This is a genomic window from Paracoccus broussonetiae, assembly GCF_031854425.1.
Taxonomy (GTDB): domain Bacteria; phylum Pseudomonadota; class Alphaproteobacteria; order Rhodobacterales; family Rhodobacteraceae; genus Paracoccus; species Paracoccus broussonetiae.
Map to the genome: position 1 here is coordinate 1 of NZ_JAVRQI010000008.1, position 14578 is coordinate 14578.

Annotated in this window: 11 protein-coding genes and 1 pseudogene; 2 read left to right on the plus strand and 10 right to left on the minus strand. The window is 65.4% G+C overall.

Translation table 11 applies throughout. The features are described 5' to 3' along the window. The 5 genes and pseudogenes from RM190_RS11240 to RM190_RS11260 form a co-directional block, all read right to left on the minus strand. Positions 1 to 130, minus strand: a pseudogene (locus RM190_RS11240) (bifunctional methylenetetrahydrofolate dehydrogenase/methenyltetrahydrofolate cyclohydrolase); the annotation flags it as partial. Then, positions 127 to 675, minus strand: coding sequence for a sarcosine oxidase subunit gamma (locus tag RM190_RS11245; protein ID WP_311759536.1), 549 nt, complete (start codon positions 673 to 675; stop codon positions 127 to 129). The gene RM190_RS11245 and the pseudogene RM190_RS11240, both read right to left, overlap by 4 nt. Beyond that, complete coding sequence (locus RM190_RS11250; RefSeq protein WP_311759537.1) at positions 668 to 3598, minus strand: sarcosine oxidase subunit alpha family protein; 2931 nt, start codon at positions 3596 to 3598, stop codon at positions 668 to 670. The genes RM190_RS11245 and RM190_RS11250 overlap by 8 nt, the downstream gene beginning before the upstream one ends. After that, on the minus strand, positions 3595 to 3876 hold the full coding sequence (locus RM190_RS11255) for a sarcosine oxidase subunit delta (protein ID WP_311759538.1): 282 nt from the start codon (positions 3874 to 3876) through the stop codon (positions 3595 to 3597). Before RM190_RS11255 ends, RM190_RS11250 begins: the two co-directional genes overlap by 4 nt. 25 nt (positions 3877 to 3901) lie before the next feature. Continuing rightward, the gene (locus RM190_RS11260) at positions 3902 to 5152 is read right to left on the minus strand and encodes a sarcosine oxidase subunit beta family protein (RefSeq protein WP_311759539.1); all 1251 of its coding nucleotides are present in this window, start codon (positions 5150 to 5152) and stop codon (positions 3902 to 3904) included. A 136-nt stretch (positions 5153 to 5288) separates the two neighbouring features. On the opposite strand from RM190_RS11260, the gene RM190_RS11265 reads away from it, so the two are divergent. Together RM190_RS11265 and RM190_RS11270 are read left to right on the plus strand one after the other, a co-directional pair. Beyond that, a complete protein-coding gene (locus RM190_RS11265) occupies positions 5289 to 6266 on the plus strand; it encodes a GlxA family transcriptional regulator (RefSeq protein ID WP_311759540.1) in 978 nt (325 codons plus the stop codon). Positions 6267 to 6512: 246 nt separating this feature from the next. Next, positions 6513 to 8309 carry an APC family permease gene (locus tag RM190_RS11270; protein ID WP_311759541.1) on the plus strand — a complete coding sequence of 599 codons (1797 nt, stop codon included), beginning with the start codon at positions 6513 to 6515 and terminating at the stop codon, positions 8307 to 8309. 52 nt (positions 8310 to 8361) lie between these two features. Here RM190_RS11270 and RM190_RS11275 read toward each other — a convergent pair whose 3' ends face one another. From RM190_RS11275 to RM190_RS11295, 5 genes are all read right to left on the minus strand, one after another. Further along, positions 8362 to 9402, minus strand: coding sequence for a heme-dependent oxidative N-demethylase family protein (locus RM190_RS11275; RefSeq protein ID WP_311759542.1), 1041 nt, complete (start codon positions 9400 to 9402; stop codon positions 8362 to 8364). A 12-nt stretch (positions 9403 to 9414) separates the two neighbouring features. Next, entirely contained in the window at positions 9415 to 10344 is a 930-nt protein-coding gene (locus RM190_RS11280) for a PDR/VanB family oxidoreductase (protein ID WP_311759543.1), read from the minus strand. Continuing rightward, on the minus strand, positions 10344 to 10946 hold the full coding sequence (locus RM190_RS11285; protein ID WP_311759544.1) for a dimethylamine monooxygenase subunit DmmA family protein: 603 nt from the start codon (positions 10944 to 10946) through the stop codon (positions 10344 to 10346). Before RM190_RS11285 ends, RM190_RS11280 begins: the two co-directional genes overlap by 1 nt. Before the next feature lie 69 nt (positions 10947 to 11015). Next, positions 11016 to 12155 (minus strand): aminomethyltransferase family protein, encoded by a 1140-nt coding sequence (locus RM190_RS11290; RefSeq protein ID WP_311759545.1) that lies wholly within the window; start codon positions 12153 to 12155, stop codon positions 11016 to 11018. 38 nt (positions 12156 to 12193) lie between these two features. Beyond that, complete coding sequence (locus RM190_RS11295; protein WP_311759546.1) at positions 12194 to 14566, minus strand: DUF1989 domain-containing protein; 2373 nt, start codon at positions 14564 to 14566, stop codon at positions 12194 to 12196. Positions 14567 to 14578 lie beyond the last annotated feature (12 nt).

The window sequence follows — 14578 nt, forward strand, 5'->3', positions numbered from 1 at the left end:
CCGGATCCTCGCCAACAAGCACAACCGCAAGACCGGGAACAATTCCCAAACCAGAAAGCTCGGTGACGTGGTCCGCGACGCGGCCACGGATCGCAGCGGCAAATGCCTTGCCGTCGATGATGTTCGTCATGCCGCGACCTCCAGTCGTTCGGCGGCCTCGGCAAGCCCGTGCCAGATCGTGCCCGCGGCCGAGCGCATGCCCAGGATCGCAAGCCGGTTTTCGGCACGGCGGATGACGAAGATGCTCATATGGTGAAAGCCGGTCCGCGTGGCCGAACCGGCGCCGAAGCGCCCGGCATCGACATTGACCAGCCGTTCCAGCAGCTGGACGATGGCGGGGGCGGGCCCCTCGGCCTCGAAGGCCACGAAGCCGTCGGTCTGTTCGGTCACCGAGGCGCCGGGCGCGCGGGTTGCGATCTCGGCGGCAAAATCCGTCTCGGCGCGGCCCGGACCCTCAACCATCCATTGTTCGGGACCGGTCCAGAACGCGGCAATGCCATCCGCCTCGACCCATTCGCCCGGTCCCGGCAGGGGCAAGGCGGGGGCCGAACCGCCGCGGCGCAGCGCCACCGAGGCAAGCGCGAGGTCAGAATTCTCGGCCAGCGACAGCCCCCCGAAGCGGGCAGTGCGCGGCGTGGGCGCCCCGAGGGCACAGATCGGTTGCAGGTCAGTCACGCAGACGCACTCCTTCGGGGTCGACGAAATGGGCCGAGACGACGCGCATGGCGACGCTTTGCCCTTGCAGCGGGTTTGCGGCGACGATCACCTCGCCCATGCGCTCCGCGCCATTTTCCAGGTAGCCAAGGCCAATGGCCGAACCGACATGCGGCGAGAAGCAGGCCGAGGTGATCCAGCCCTGATCCGTCGCCGTGCCCTGCGCCGCGCCTTCGGTGAAAAGATGCGAACCCGCGACCACCGGTTCGCTGGCATCAACAGGTTGCAGCCCGACCAGCACGCGCCGTTCGGCGACCATGCCCGCGCGCCGCGACATCACCGCGCCGATCGAGTCTTTCTTGGTGCTGACCATCTTGCCCATGCCCAGCATCTGTGCGGTGGTCTGGCCGTTCAGCTCATTCCCGGCGGCATGGCCCTTTTCGATCCGCATGACGCCAAGCGCCTCGGTGCCGTAGGGGGTGGCGCCCAGATCAGCGCCTTTTTCGATCAGCCGGGCCATAAGCGCGTGGCCATAGCGGGCAGGAACCGCGACCTCATAGGCCAGCTCGCCCGAGAAGCTGATACGGAACAGGCGCGCACGCAACCCACCGCAAACCGTCAGGGGTGCGCAGGCCATGAACGGGAAGGCCTCGTTCGACAGGTCGAACCCGTCCACCACGCGCTCGAGCAGTTTGCGGGCATTCGGTCCCGCGAGCGATATCTGCGCCCAGGCGTCGGTGGTCGAGATCAGCTGCACATCCAGATCCGGCCACAGGCCTTGGCGGCAGAACTCCATATGGCGATAGATGGTGCCGGCATTGGCGGTGGTCGTGGTGACGACGTAGTGATCCTCGGCCAGACGGGCACAGGTGCCGTCGTCCCAGGCAAAGCCGTCCTCGCGCAGCATCAGGCCATAGCGGACCATGCCGACTTTCAGGCTTTTCATCGCGTTGGCATAGACGCGGTCCAGGAATTCGGCCGCATCGGCCCCCTGCACGTCGATCTTGCCCAGCGTGGTCACGTCGCAGATGCCAACGCCCTTGCGGGTGGCCAACACCTCGCGATCCACGGTCTGGCGCCAGGTCGTCTCGCCCGGCTGCGGGAAGTATTGCGCCCGCATCCATTGCCCGACCTCGACAAAGACCGCGCCCTGTGCCTTGGCCCATTCATGGGTGGGCGTCAGGCGGCGGGGCCGGAAATGCGGCCCGGTATCGCCTCCGCCCAGAACCGACAGGGAAACCGGGGTATAGGGCGGGCGGAAGATCGTGGTGCCGGTCTGGTTGATGGTCCGACCGGTCAGTTCCGCCATGACCGCCAGCGCCGTCACGTTCGCAGTCTTGCCCTGATCTGTGGCCATGCCCAGCGTGGTCCAGCGCTTCAGATGTTCGACCGGACGCATGTTTTCCTGATGCGCCAGCTTGATGTCCTTGACGGTGACGTCATTCTGGAAATCGACCCAGGCTCGGCCCTTGCCAGGGACATGCCAAAGGGGGTGCTGGTTCTGCGCCGCGTCCTCGGCCTTGGGCAGGTCGGGCAGGGTGGCGGTGATGCCAAGCGCCTCCAGCGCCGCGCGCGCGGCTTCCGCCCCCGAGGCCAGAGCCTGCGTGGTCGTGCCCTTGCCCGCCGCAGCGCCTGCGATGGTCAGGCCCGGGACATTGCCGTCTTCCGCCAGGAAGGCCTGCGCGGCGTCGTCCCATTGCGGGCGACCGCGGTGATGCGAGGCAAGATGCAGGTTCGGGTTCCATCCGCCCGTGACGCCAAGCGCGCCGCAATCCAGCCATTCGGACTTGCCGCCCTGCGTGATCTCGATCCGGGTCAGGCCCAGGCGGCCCTTGCTGCCCGTCACATGCCCGCCGGCGATGGTGCGATAGCCACCCTGCGACGCCGCGCCGCTGCGGGCATCGATCACGGCTGCGATCTCGACCCCCTTGACGGCCAGATCCAGCGCGGTGCGATGGCCGTCGTCATTGTTGGTGAAGATCGCGACGCGCTTGGCCGGGCTGACCGCCCACCGGTTGGCATAGGCCCGCATCGCACCCGCCAGCATGATGCCGGGGCGGTCGTTGTCGGCAAAGGGAATGTGGCGCTCGGTCGCGCCGGCGGCCAGGATGGCGCGCCGCGCGGTGATCTTCCACAGGGTCTGGCGCACGCGCTTACCCGGCACCGCAAGATGGTCCGACACACGCTCGACCGCGCCATAGACGCCGTCGTCGAAGGCGCCCCAGACCGTGGTCCGGCGCATGACGCGCAGATTCGGCAGGCTGGCGAATTCGGCCTCGACACCGGCGATCCAGTCGGGGGCCGGCATCTCCAGCGGGTTGCTTTCGGCAAGCAGGCGGCCGCCGAGGCGGAAATCCTCGTCGGCGAGGATCACGCGGGCCCCGCTGCGCGCCGCCGTCAGCGCCGCCGCAAGCCCGGCCGCACCGCCGCCGATCACCAGCAGGTCGCAATGCAGATAGCCCGCGTCATAGCTGTCCGGATCGGCCTGATGGGTCAGGCTGCCCAGCCCCGCCGCGCGGCGGATCATCGGCTCGTACAGCTTCTCCCAGAAGGCCTTCGGCCACATGAAGGTCTTGTAATAGAAGCCCGCCGCGAAGAAGGGCGACATCAGGTCGTTGACCGCCAGCAGGTCGAAGCTGAGCGAGCCGACGCGGTTCTGGCTTTTCGCCTCAAGCCCGTCGAACAGCTCGGTCACGGTGGCGCGGGTGTTCGGCTCTTGCCGGGGGCCGCTGCGCAGCTCGACCAGGGCGTTCGGCTCCTCGGAACCCGAGGAAAAGACGCCGCGCGGGCGGTGATACTTAAAGCTGCGGCCCATCAGCCGCACGTCATTGGCCAGCAGCGCCGAGGCCAGCGTATCGCCCGCATGGCCCTGATAGGTCTTGCCGTCGAAGGTAAAGTTCAGGCTGCGCGAACGATCCACCAGCCCACCGGAAAGCCGCGTCATGCCGCACCGCCCTTCTTCACGTCGCTGGCCAATTCCGCGCCCAGGATTTCATGCGTCAGCGTGTTGCGGGTCACGACCAGCCACGAGCGGTCGCCCTGTTCGTGGAACCACAGTTCGCGGTGGACGCCTGCGGGGTTGTCCCGCAGGTGGACATATTCATGGAAGCGTGCGGCCGCGTCCGCGGCCATGCCATCGGGCCGGTCCAGCAGCGAGGCATCGCCCAGATAGCTGAATTCCGAAGAATCGCGCGGGCCGAGAAGGGGATGAGGGATCAGCATGTCGGGTTTCGGTCCAGGATTGCGCTCAATGCAGGTTGGGCGTCGCGCCCATGCCTTTTTCGTCGATGGGATAGCCGCGCTCGAACCGATCAAGGCGCAGGAAGCGCGCGGTTTCGTGCGGGGTGTCGGTTGCGAGCAGATGCGCGAAGGCATAGCCGCTGGCCGGTGTCGCCTTGAAGCCGCCATAGCACCAGCCGGCATTCAGGTAGAGGCCCTCGACCGGGGTCTTGTCGATGATTGGACTGCCGTCCATCGACATGTCCATGATCCCGCCCCAGATGCGCAGCAGGCGCGCGCGGCCGATCATCGGCATCAAAGCCATGCCGCCCTGGGCCACGTCCTCGACCACCGCCATGTTGCCGCGTTGGGCGTAGGAGTTGTAGCCGTCGATATCGCCGCCAAAGACCAAGCCGCCCTTGTCCGACTGGCTGACATAGAAATGGCCCGCGCCAAAGGTGATGACACCGTCGATCGTGGGCTTCAGCCCCTCGGACACGAAGGCCTGCAGCACGTGGCTTTCGATCGGCATCCGCATCCCGGCCATCGCCATGACGCGCCCGGTCGAACCGGCGACCGCAACGCCGACCTTGCCCGCCGCAATATAGCCGCGCGAGGTTTCAAGGCCGCGAAGACGCCCGTTCTCGATCCGCATGCCGGTGACTTCGCAGTTCTGGATCAGGTCGACACCGGCCCGATCCGCGCCACGGGCATAGCCCCAGGCGACGCCGTCATGGCGCGCGGTTCCGGCGCGACGCTGCATCAGCCCGCCCTTGATCGGGAAACGGGCATTGTCGAAGTTCAGCCAGGGATACATGGCGCGTACGCCGGCCTGGTCCAGAAGCTCGGCATCGGCCCCGGCAAGCCGCATCGCGTTCCCGCGCCGGCGATAAGCGTCGCGCTGCGCGTCGGTATGCAGCAAGTTCAGAATGCCGCGCTGGCTGACCATCGCGTTGAAGTTGAATTCCTGCTCCAGCCCTTCCCAGAGCTTCATCGAGAATTCATAGAAGGGCTCGTTTCCCGGCAGCAGGTAGTTCGAGCGGATGATCGTCGTGTTCCGCCCGATATTGCCCGAGCCGAGCCACCCTTTCTCCAGGACCGCGATGCGCGCCTTCCTGAAGGTGTTCGCCAGATAATAGGCGGTCGCAAGACCATGTCCGCCGCCACCCACGATCACATAATCATAGGCGGGTTGCGGATCAGGATTGCGCCAGATTGGCTTCCAGCCCTTATGGCCGGTCAGCGCCTCCTTGATGACCCTAAGCCCCGAATATCTCACGGTTCCTGCTTTCTCGCTTCGTTGTCCTTGACCTTCAGATTAGCCCCGGCAAGGGGCGTTCGTTTGCCCTTGGGGGACAGGTTCTTGCCTGTTGCGGACAGGCCGGGATATATTTTCGTGAAGACGAGGTTTCGCCATGCCCACGACCCCGCCAGCGCCCCTGCGCGTCGGCTTCATCCTGACGCGTGATTACTCGCTGATGTCGCTGACCTCGGCGGTCGAGCCGCTGCGCGCGGCGAATCATCTGGCTGGGCACGAGCTTTACCGGCCCGGCTATTACTCGGTCGAAGGCGGCTTCTCGGCCTCGACCTCGGGCGGGGGGTTCCCGACGCTGCGGCTGGCCGAGGCGGGGCCGATGGATCTTGCCTTTGTCGTCGCCGGTGGCAATCCGCTGCGATATGAGGATGCGGCGCTGGCCCGTGGCCTGCGGTCCCTGCAGGCGGGCAAGGTCCGGCTGGGCGGGATTTCCGGCGGGGCCGCAATCCTGGCACGTCTGGGGCTGATGGAGGGGCGGCGCTTCACCCTGCATTGGGCCCATATCGATGCGCTGGCCGAGAACATGCCCGACCTGCTGATCGACCGCGCCCTGTATGTCGTGGACCGCGACCGCTATACATGCGCGGGAGGCGTCGCGGCGCTGGACATGATGTGCGCGCTGATCGCCCGCGACCACGGGGCCGAATTTGCCCGCAGCGTCGCGGACTGGTTCATCCACCCCCGCACCCGCGGCGCGGACGAGCCGCAGCAATCCCCGACCGCGGAACGGTTCGACCTGCGCCATCCGATGTTGGCGGCGGCGGTCGACCTGATGTTCAGCCACCTGTCCGACCCGCTTTCGCCCGGACAGCTTGCCGCGCAGGCCGGGTGCAGCCCGCGCCAGTTGCAGCGGTTGTTCAACGATCAGCTTGGCTGCTCGATGATGCAGTTCTATCGCGAGATGCGGCTGAAAAAAGCCGACGAGCTGATCCAGCAAAGCGCGTTGTCGGTCCTGGACATCGCGCTGATCACCGGCTTTGTCAGCGCCGCGCATTTTTCCCGATGCTTTGCAGAACGATACGGGATGACACCCAGCCGTCGCAGGCAGGGCGCGCGCCCCGGCAGGGCATCGGCCTGATCCCTTCCGCAGCCCGCGTGGACTGGCCGGGAGAGGAAAATAATATTCCTGAGCGTAAGTTTTTCTTGCCTGTCGGGGCCTTTCGGCACAGCCTTTCCGCAAGGGCGAAACGCGACGAATTGACGCAGTAAGGCTGGAAAATCCAACTGCGCGCCGCATGAGCTCCAGCGGGAACGACGGTCCGAGAAACGAGGCCGCGGCCCTGAAAACGATAACAATGGGGAACTGTCTGATGGAGAGGGTGTCATGTCTTCGGTATCTACCGAGACGTCTTCGGCTGCGACGGAGGATCAGGGCTCACTGATCCGCTCGCTCAGCTGGAAAGGCGCGTTCTGGATCGCGGCGGGCGTGCCGCCGCTGGTCCTGTTTTCGATCGGAGGGATCGCCGGAACCACCGGCAAGGTCGCCTTCGTGGTGTGGACCGTGTCCATGCTGATGGGGTTCCTGCAATCCTTCACCTATGCCGAGATGGCGGGCATGTTCGGCAACAAGTCGGGCGGCACCTCGGTCTATGGCGCGACCGCCTGGTTGCGCTATTCCAAGCTGATCGCGCCGCTGTCGGTCTGGTGCAACTGGTTCGCCTGGTCGCCTGTCCTGTCGCTTGGCTGCGCCATCGCCGCCGGCTATGTGCTGAACGCGCTGTTCCCGGTGCCACTGGCGACCTCGCAGCCGGTGCTGGACTGGGTCACGGCCCATCTGGCCAGCCTGCCACCGGGCAGCCCGCGCGTCGCAGAATACCTGGCCGCCAATCCCGCGATCCCCGAGGCCGATGCGATCCGGTCGCTGCTGACCACCGATGCGGTCGCCGCACTGACTCCCGCGATCCGGACCTGGTCCGCGCTGGAACTGCCGATCCCCGGCCTTGGCTCGCTGCACCTGAACGCGACCTTCGTGATCGGGACGGTGCTGATGCTGCTGATCATTGCGATCCAGCACAGGGGGGTGTCCTCGACCGCGGTGGCGCAGAAATGGCTGGCGATCATCGTGCTGGTGCCGCTGCTGCTGGTCGGTCTGGTGCCGATATTCTCCGGAGCGATCGACTATTCGAACGTCACTGCGCTGGTCCCGCCCACCGCCGCCTATTCAGGCGAAAACGGGGCTTGGAATGTCGGCGGCTGGACGCTGGTTTTGGGCGGGCTTTATATCGCGGCCTGGTCGACCTATGGGTTCGAAACGGCGGTCTGCTATACCCGCGAACTGCGTGATCCGCGGCGCGACACGTTCAAGGCGATCTTCTTCTCGGGCCTGCTTTGCTGCGTGTTCTTTATCTTGATCCCCTTCTCGTTTCAGGGCGTCCTGGGGCTGGAGGGCATGCTGGCGCCGGGCATCATTGACGGCACCGGCGTGGCCGAGGCGCTTGGCGGGATGATCGGGGCAGGGCCGGTGATCGCGCAACTGTTCACCATCCTGATGATCCTGGCGCTGTTCCTGTCGATCATGACCGCGATGGCGGGATCCTCGCGCACGCTGTACCAAGGCTCGCGCGATGGCTGGCTGCCCCATTACCTGGGCCATGTGAACGAACAGGGCGCGCCGACCAGCGCAATGTGGACCGACTTTGCCTTCAACCTGTTCCTGCTGGCGCTGGCCTCAGATGCGAGCGGATATTTCTATGTCCTCGCGATCTCGAACGTTGGCTACATCATGTTCAACTTCCTGAACCTGAACGCCGGCTGGATCCACCGTATCGACAGCCCGCATCTGCCGCGGCCTTGGAAGGCACCGGTGCTGCTGATCGGTCTGAACACGGTGCTGGCCTTCGTCAACGCGCTGTTCCTGGGCGCGGGTGCCAAGGTCTGGGGCTATTCCAACGCGCTGGTCTCGGGGCTGATCTTTGCCGCGCTGATCATCCCGGTCTTCTGCTGGCGACACTACATCGTTGACAAGGGTCGCTTCCCGAAAGAAGCGATGGAGGATCTGGGTCTCAGCAATGACGATACCAGCCTTGGACCGCGGCGCGCCGGCATCCTGCCCTATCTCGCGCTGATCGCCGGGGCTGTGCTGGTGGCGTGGGCGAACTGGTTCTTTGTGCTGCCCACGTAAATCAAAGGGGCTGGCCTCAAGGGCCAGCCCCATCCAGACACGGCCGGGCGTCTCAGTCCGGATAGATGCCCGGAGAGGTCGGCGCCCCGTCGTCAAAGCGCGACAGATAGTCGACGATCATCGGGCGGTTGACCAGGAAGCCCTTGTAGGTAGCCAGATCCTCGGGCAGGTCACGCAACACGCGGTGGAACCGGCGCCCCCATTTCGGCACCGTCACCAGGTCCTGCAACGAAATCAGATAGCAGCGGATCGGAAAGGCCAGCCCGTTCGAACGCGGCAGCCGCCAGAAGGACTGCAGCTCGACTCGCAGATACTGTTTCTGTCCCAGGTTTTCGGGGGTCAGGCTGCGCTTTTCCGGGCCCCATTCGGGATAGGTCTCGGGGCTGGTGTCCAGCCGTGGATTTACCGTCATGGTCCAGTTCAGCCGCCGCGCGGGCGTGTCCTGGCGGACGTTCAGCAGGAATTTCAGTGCCCGCTGAAAGATCCCCATCTCGGCTGCGCGCGGCACCGGGGCGTGCCATTCGAAGAAATTCATGCCGATGTCGAAGTCCAGGCTCCAGTCCGCCTGGCTTGTGACCATGCCGGCATCCATCCACAGGTTGCCCTCGCGCTGGTCCAGAACCGCGAAATCCCCCTGGGTCTGGCGGGTGATGTATTCCATCGGGCCATAGGGCAGGGTGGATTCGTCAAGGAAGGTGAAGGTCTCGTCGATCCCCAGCGGCCTGTTGATCCAGCGCCAGCGGTCCCCGTCACGATGCAGTTCGAAATGTTCGGGGTAATCCTCGGCCTTGCTGGTCATGATCAGTTCCAGCAAGTCCCAGCCGGCCAGCGTCATGTGCGGCAACGACTGGCAGCGGCCCGGATCGCGCATCAGGGTGATGGCGCGGTCTTCCATCTCGGCGACGTAATGTTCGTCGACGTCGAAGCGGGCCTGAAAGACACTCCCATCTGGGCCGCCCTTATGCGGCTCCATATTGACCGAATACATGTATTCGTCCCGGTCGAAGGGGAACGGGAAGCGTCGGATTGCGGCGGGAGAGTTGCAGTAGCTGTAATCGCCGCGGAAGGTCTCTTTGTTGAATTGCATGATCATCACGGGGATTCCCTATCGGTCGATGGTCAGAAGCCTGCCCCGGAATCGGGAAACGCAGGGCATGATCTTGCGCTTGCGTTCCTCGGGTTCCAGCCAGTGGTCGTGATGGTCGATCGTCCCGTCGCAGGATAGGACGTCGGTTTCGCATTGCCCGCAGGCACCGCCGCGACACAGCCATGGTGCATCGATCCCCGCGGCTTCAAGTGCCTCGAGCATGCTTTGATGCGGGCCGACGGTCAGGGTACGGTTGGATCGCGCACAGGCGACCTCGAAAGGTTCGCCCGGTGCGGGTGCAAGGAATTCCTCGGCATGCAGGGTGTCGCCCGGCCAGCCAAGCGCGGCGGCCGTGTCCAGCACCGTTTCGATCATCCGGGCCGAGCCGCAGACATACAGATGCGTGCCCAGCGGCTGTGCCGACAGGATCGCGTCAAGATCCATGCGCGAGCCTTCGCCGCTGACATGCAACCGGGTCGTGTCGGGCAGCATCGGCAGGGCCGCCAATTCGTCCCGCGCCCGGACCGCGTAATGCAGCTCATAGGCCGCGCCCAGCCGCGCCAGCTCCGGCAACTGAGCCAAAAAGGGCGTGATCCCGACCCCGCCCGCGATCAGCAGGTGCTTGCGCGCGGCCAGGTTCAGCGAGAACAGGTTCACCGCCGGCCCGATCTGCATCAGCATTCCGGGCTGGGCGTCACGATGCATGAACAACGAGCCGCCGCGGCCATGATCTTCGCGCTGGACGGCGATTTCATAGCCCGAGCAATCCAGCGGGTCCGAGATCAGTGAATAGGCATTGCGGCGCAGGACGGGACCGTCCTGCATCTCGACCATGACATGGGCGCCGCCGGAAAAGACCGGCAGGGGCGCACCTTCGGGATGTTCAAAGCGGAACCGCGTGATGCGGGGGGAAAGCGGTTCCTTGCGGGTCAGTTTCAAGGTTTGCATCAGATCCGGATCTCCACGGATTCAGGCACTTCGCCCGGTGTTTCGGCATCGATGCAGACGCCCTGGAACGCCCCCACCCGGCGCGAGAAATGGTCGCGCACATAAAGCGACCGCCCGCAGCCGGGGCAGATGTAGGGATCGACGGTCACATCCTCGGCCACGGTCTTGCAATGGACGCATTGCATCCGCCGTGCGGCGGTGCCGCGATGCTCGGCCTGGATCGCGCCCAGGGGCACGCCCGCCGACAGCAGTTGCGACTGGACCTGCGCGATCAGTCCTTCGGCCCCGGCCAGAAAGACCTGAAGGCCCATGCGCGCGTCGCCAAGCAGCGTCGCGATCGCCGGCGAAAGCCCGGCCGTAGACGAGGTTTGTAAAAGCCGCGCCGCCCCGCGCGCCTGCAGGGCGGGGGCGTGTTCGGCTGCATCGCACAAGACCACGCTGGCCTTGGACATCAGTTCGGGGGCGTCATCGGCCAGCGCAAGCAGGGCGGCTGCGCCGGATTTGTCCGCAACCATCAGCGCGGCCCCGCAGCGCCGCGTCTGAAGACGGGCATAACGGGGCCGGCTGGCAATCGGTGCAGGTGGTGGTGGGGTGGCGCTCATTCCAATCATCCCTGGCAGGTTGCAAAAGGCTGCCGGAGGGAGTGTCGGACGCCCCCCGGCCAGGGGGGCCTATCCTTTGGCGGTACGACGCTTCTTGTCGGGATCGAAGAAGGGCATGGTCCCGGTCGTCGCGGCGATCTGGCCATGCGTCTCGCAGTTCACGGTCAGCTTGGTCCCGTCATTGGCGCAGTCGACCGGCAGGCGCGCGATCGCGACGGTCCAGTTGTTCAGCGGAGAATGCATGGCCTGAGTCACGACGCCGATCTGCTTGCCGTCGCGCAGGACCGGAGCGCCGTTTCCGGGAACCTTGTCGCCTTCCAGCTTCAGGCCCCAGATCTTGAAACGTTCCTTGCCCTTCAGGCGGTAATGTTCGTCGGCGCCGCGGAAGCCCTGCTTGCCGGGCGAAACGGTGAAGTCCAGCCCCAATTCCCACAGCGTGTCGCCGCCGGGCTGATCCGCAAAGGGATACATCTCGGAGTTGTCGTAGGGGAAGAACAGCAGGTAGCTTTCAGTCCGAAGCATGTCGAGCGTGGTGAAGCGGCAGGGGATGATCCCCATCTCGGCGCCTTCCTCAAGGATGCGGTCCCAGACCATCGGCGCGTCCTGGCCGCGCACGAACAGTTCATACCCGCGCTCGCCGGTATATCCCGTGCGCGAGATCATTGCGGGCTTGCCGAACAGCGAGGTCTGCAGATGCGCGAAATAGGGAAGCTCGCGGATGCCCGGCACATGCTTGGCCAGATAATCGACGGCCAGCGGCCCTTGCAGCGACAGGTCATGCAGGTTGTCGTCAAAGCGGATCGCGACATCGCGGCCATTTGCCGCCATGCTCAACTGCTCGAACCCCTGGCCCGAGCCGTGGACGACCATGAAGGCGTTCGGGCCGGTCCGATAGACGACGCAATCGTCGACGAACTTTCCGGCGTCGTTCAGCATCGTGGCATAGACCGAACGGCCCGGCATCAGCTTTTCCATGTTCCGCGTCGTCGCGCGGTCAATGACGTGGCTGGCGGCGGGGCCGGTGATATGGACCTTTTTCAGGCCCGAGACGTCCATCAGCCCGGCTTTGGTGCGGATGGCCATGTATTCGGCATCAGGGTCGCCCTTGGCATAGGACCAGGCGGTGCCCATGCCGCTCCAGTCCTCAAGCTCGGACCCAAGCGCGCGGTGGCGATCGGCAAGGGTCGAGAAGCGCCAGGATGCTGTCATGTTCTTTCCTCCGTGTTGTCTCTGACTCCGCGCCCGTCTCAGGACCGCGGCCGTTCCTTTTTCGGGTCGTAATGCGGGAAGGCGGTGATGCGCGCGGGCAGGCGCTTTTGCTGCCCGTCAAGCTTGCCGACCTCGATCGTGGTGTCCTCGGTGGCATGGGTCACATCGACGCGGGCCAGCGCGATCTGGCTGTCCAGCAACGGCGACCACATTGCCGAGGTGATTTCGCCCACCTGCGCGCGCCCGACATGCAGGCAGTCGCCGTGATGGGCGGGAATGCGGCTTTCGATCACCAGCCCGACCAGCTTGGTTCGGGGGGTTTCCTTGCGCCGGATCAGCGCCTCGCGCCCGACGAAATCGTCGGTCTTGGATTTCAGCGGCACGGTGAAGCCCACGCCCGCCTCGAACGGGTCGGTCTGGTCGGTGAATTCGTAATCGGCAAAGACCAGTCCCGCCTCGATCCTGAGCAGGTCCAGCGCGGCAAGGCCCATTGGCTTGATCCCGCGCGGAGCGCCCGCCTTGAACACGGCTTCGAACAAGGCCGCGCCGTCCTTCGGGTGGCAGAATATCTCATAGCCCAGTTCGCCGGTATAGCCGGTGCGCGAGACGACGACCGGCGCGCCTTCGGGGCCGCCGACGCGACCGGGCGTCCAGCGGAACCAGCCCAGTTCCTGGATCGCGGTCTGGTGCGGCGCGGTCCAGATCACTTCGTCCACAAGATCGCGACTTTTCGGACCCTGAACCGCGAGGTTGTGCAGCTGGTCGGTCGAGGAGCGGATCATCACGTTCAGGCCAAGCGCCTCGGCCTGTTCGCGCATCCATTCCCCGCCGTAATCGCTGCCGCCGATCCAGCGGAAGCGATCCGGACCCATGCGGAACAGCGTGCCGTCGTCGATCATGCCGCCATGCGGATAGCACATCGCGGAATAAACGACCTGGCCATTGCCCAGCTTCTTTACGTCCCGCGTCAGCACCCATTGCATCAATGCCTCGGCATCGGGGCCGGTCACCTCGAACTTGCGCAGGGCCGACAGGTCCATCGCCACCACGCCTTCGCGGCAGGCGCGGTATTCCTCTTCCGGGCTTGAATTCGGGAAGGTGCTGGGCAGCCAGAAACCCTTGTATTCGACGAAATCGCGGGTCAGCGCGGCGAACTGGTGATGGAAGGCGGTCTGGCGGGTCATGATTGGCTCGGAATCCGGCATGGGGCGCCAGGCGACGGCGCGTTGGAACCGCTCATTGGCGGCATAGCTGCGGACATGGATGTCGCTCAGGTGCCAACCATTGGCGGGAGAGGTGTCATCCGGGCAGGCCGAGGATACGCAGACGATATCGGTCAGCGCGCGCATCAGGACGTAATCGCCGGGCCGAGACCACGGCTCGTCCGTCATCAGCACGCCATGCGCGTCGATCCAGGTGTTGAAGAAGAAGTTCGCGGCCATCCAGCCTTTGCGCGGATCGACGCCATATGGCTTCAGTGCGGCATTGAAGTTGTCCGAGCAGTTGGCGTGCCCCGGATATCCGATATCGTCGTAATACTTGGACGCGCAGGCCATGGCAAAGGCATCGTGCCGGCCACAGGTGTCCTGCACGACCTCGATCAGCGGCGTCATGTCCTGGTCGAAATATTTCGAATGCAGGCCCGGCATCGCATAGCTGTGGCCAAGGATCGTCCGCGTCGTGGTGACGTCCAGAGGGTTCTGGATGCCGCGGTCAAGCTTCCTTGCGTCGAAGCACTGGAAATCGGTGCATTGGCGTCCGTCGACATCAAGGACCTGGATATATTCACCGGCACGGACCAGATAGGCGCTGGCCGTCGCGGACTTGATGCGGATGTCCAGGATCGGGTCGGCCAGCGGGTCGGGCAGTTCGAAACCCTGCATCGCGCGGGGCCGCGCGCGCCGGATCAGCAGCGTCAGGGGGGTCGCGGTTTCGCCGCTTTCCGGATCCATCGGATCGGCAGGGGCGGCGACGATCAGCCAACCGGGCTGGGTCGCGGTGAACTCGACCCGGTCGCCGGCGGGGCTGTCCGCCCCGAAAACCACGGTGGCGCAGGGCTTGCCAAGATCGATGCCGCGCGCGGCGATGCCACGGCGAAGCCGCGTCAGGCTTTCTTCGCCCGACGTCAGCGCGCGACGCAGACCGTGGGGTTCGTCCTGCGCGGGAACACCCAGGACCGTGCCATCGGTCCGCCCGTCCATTCCGGCGGCGATGATCTCAGCCCGCTGGGCGCCTTCGGCATTGATGACGGCGACGTGGTCGCCCTCGGCCAGCGCCAGAAGTAGTCCGCCGGCACCGGGGACGGTGTGGCGTTCTTCCGTCGGGGCCTTGCCCACCGCCGATGCCACGCGCAGCCCACTGGGCTGCGGTGGACCGGGACGGAACAGGCGGGGATAGGTGACGCTGGTCATTGCACCATGCCT

What these genes read in the sequence shown, in the direction of transcription:
- RM190_RS11250 (WP_311759537.1), bottom strand. Translation starts at nt 3,598, where the DNA reads ATGACGCGGCTTTCCGGTGGGCTGGTGGATCGTTCGCGCAGCCTGAAC.
- RM190_RS11255 (WP_311759538.1), bottom strand. Translation starts at nt 3,876, where the DNA reads ATGCTGATCCCTCATCCCCTTCTCGGCCCGCGCGATTCTTCGGAATTC.
- RM190_RS11265 (WP_311759540.1), top strand. Translation starts at nt 5,289, where the DNA reads ATGCCCACGACCCCGCCAGCGCCCCTGCGCGTCGGCTTCATCCTGACG.
- RM190_RS11270 (WP_311759541.1), top strand. Translation starts at nt 6,513, where the DNA reads ATGTCTTCGGTATCTACCGAGACGTCTTCGGCTGCGACGGAGGATCAG.
- RM190_RS11275 (WP_311759542.1), bottom strand. Translation starts at nt 9,402, where the DNA reads ATGATCATGCAATTCAACAAAGAGACCTTCCGCGGCGATTACAGCTAC.
- RM190_RS11280 (WP_311759543.1), bottom strand. Translation starts at nt 10,344, where the DNA reads ATGCAAACCTTGAAACTGACCCGCAAGGAACCGCTTTCCCCCCGCATC.
- RM190_RS11285 (WP_311759544.1), bottom strand. Translation starts at nt 10,946, where the DNA reads ATGAGCGCCACCCCACCACCACCTGCACCGATTGCCAGCCGGCCCCGT.
- RM190_RS11290 (WP_311759545.1), bottom strand. Translation starts at nt 12,155, where the DNA reads ATGACAGCATCCTGGCGCTTCTCGACCCTTGCCGATCGCCACCGCGCG.
- RM190_RS11295 (WP_311759546.1), bottom strand. Translation starts at nt 14,566, where the DNA reads ATGACCAGCGTCACCTATCCCCGCCTGTTCCGTCCCGGTCCACCGCAG.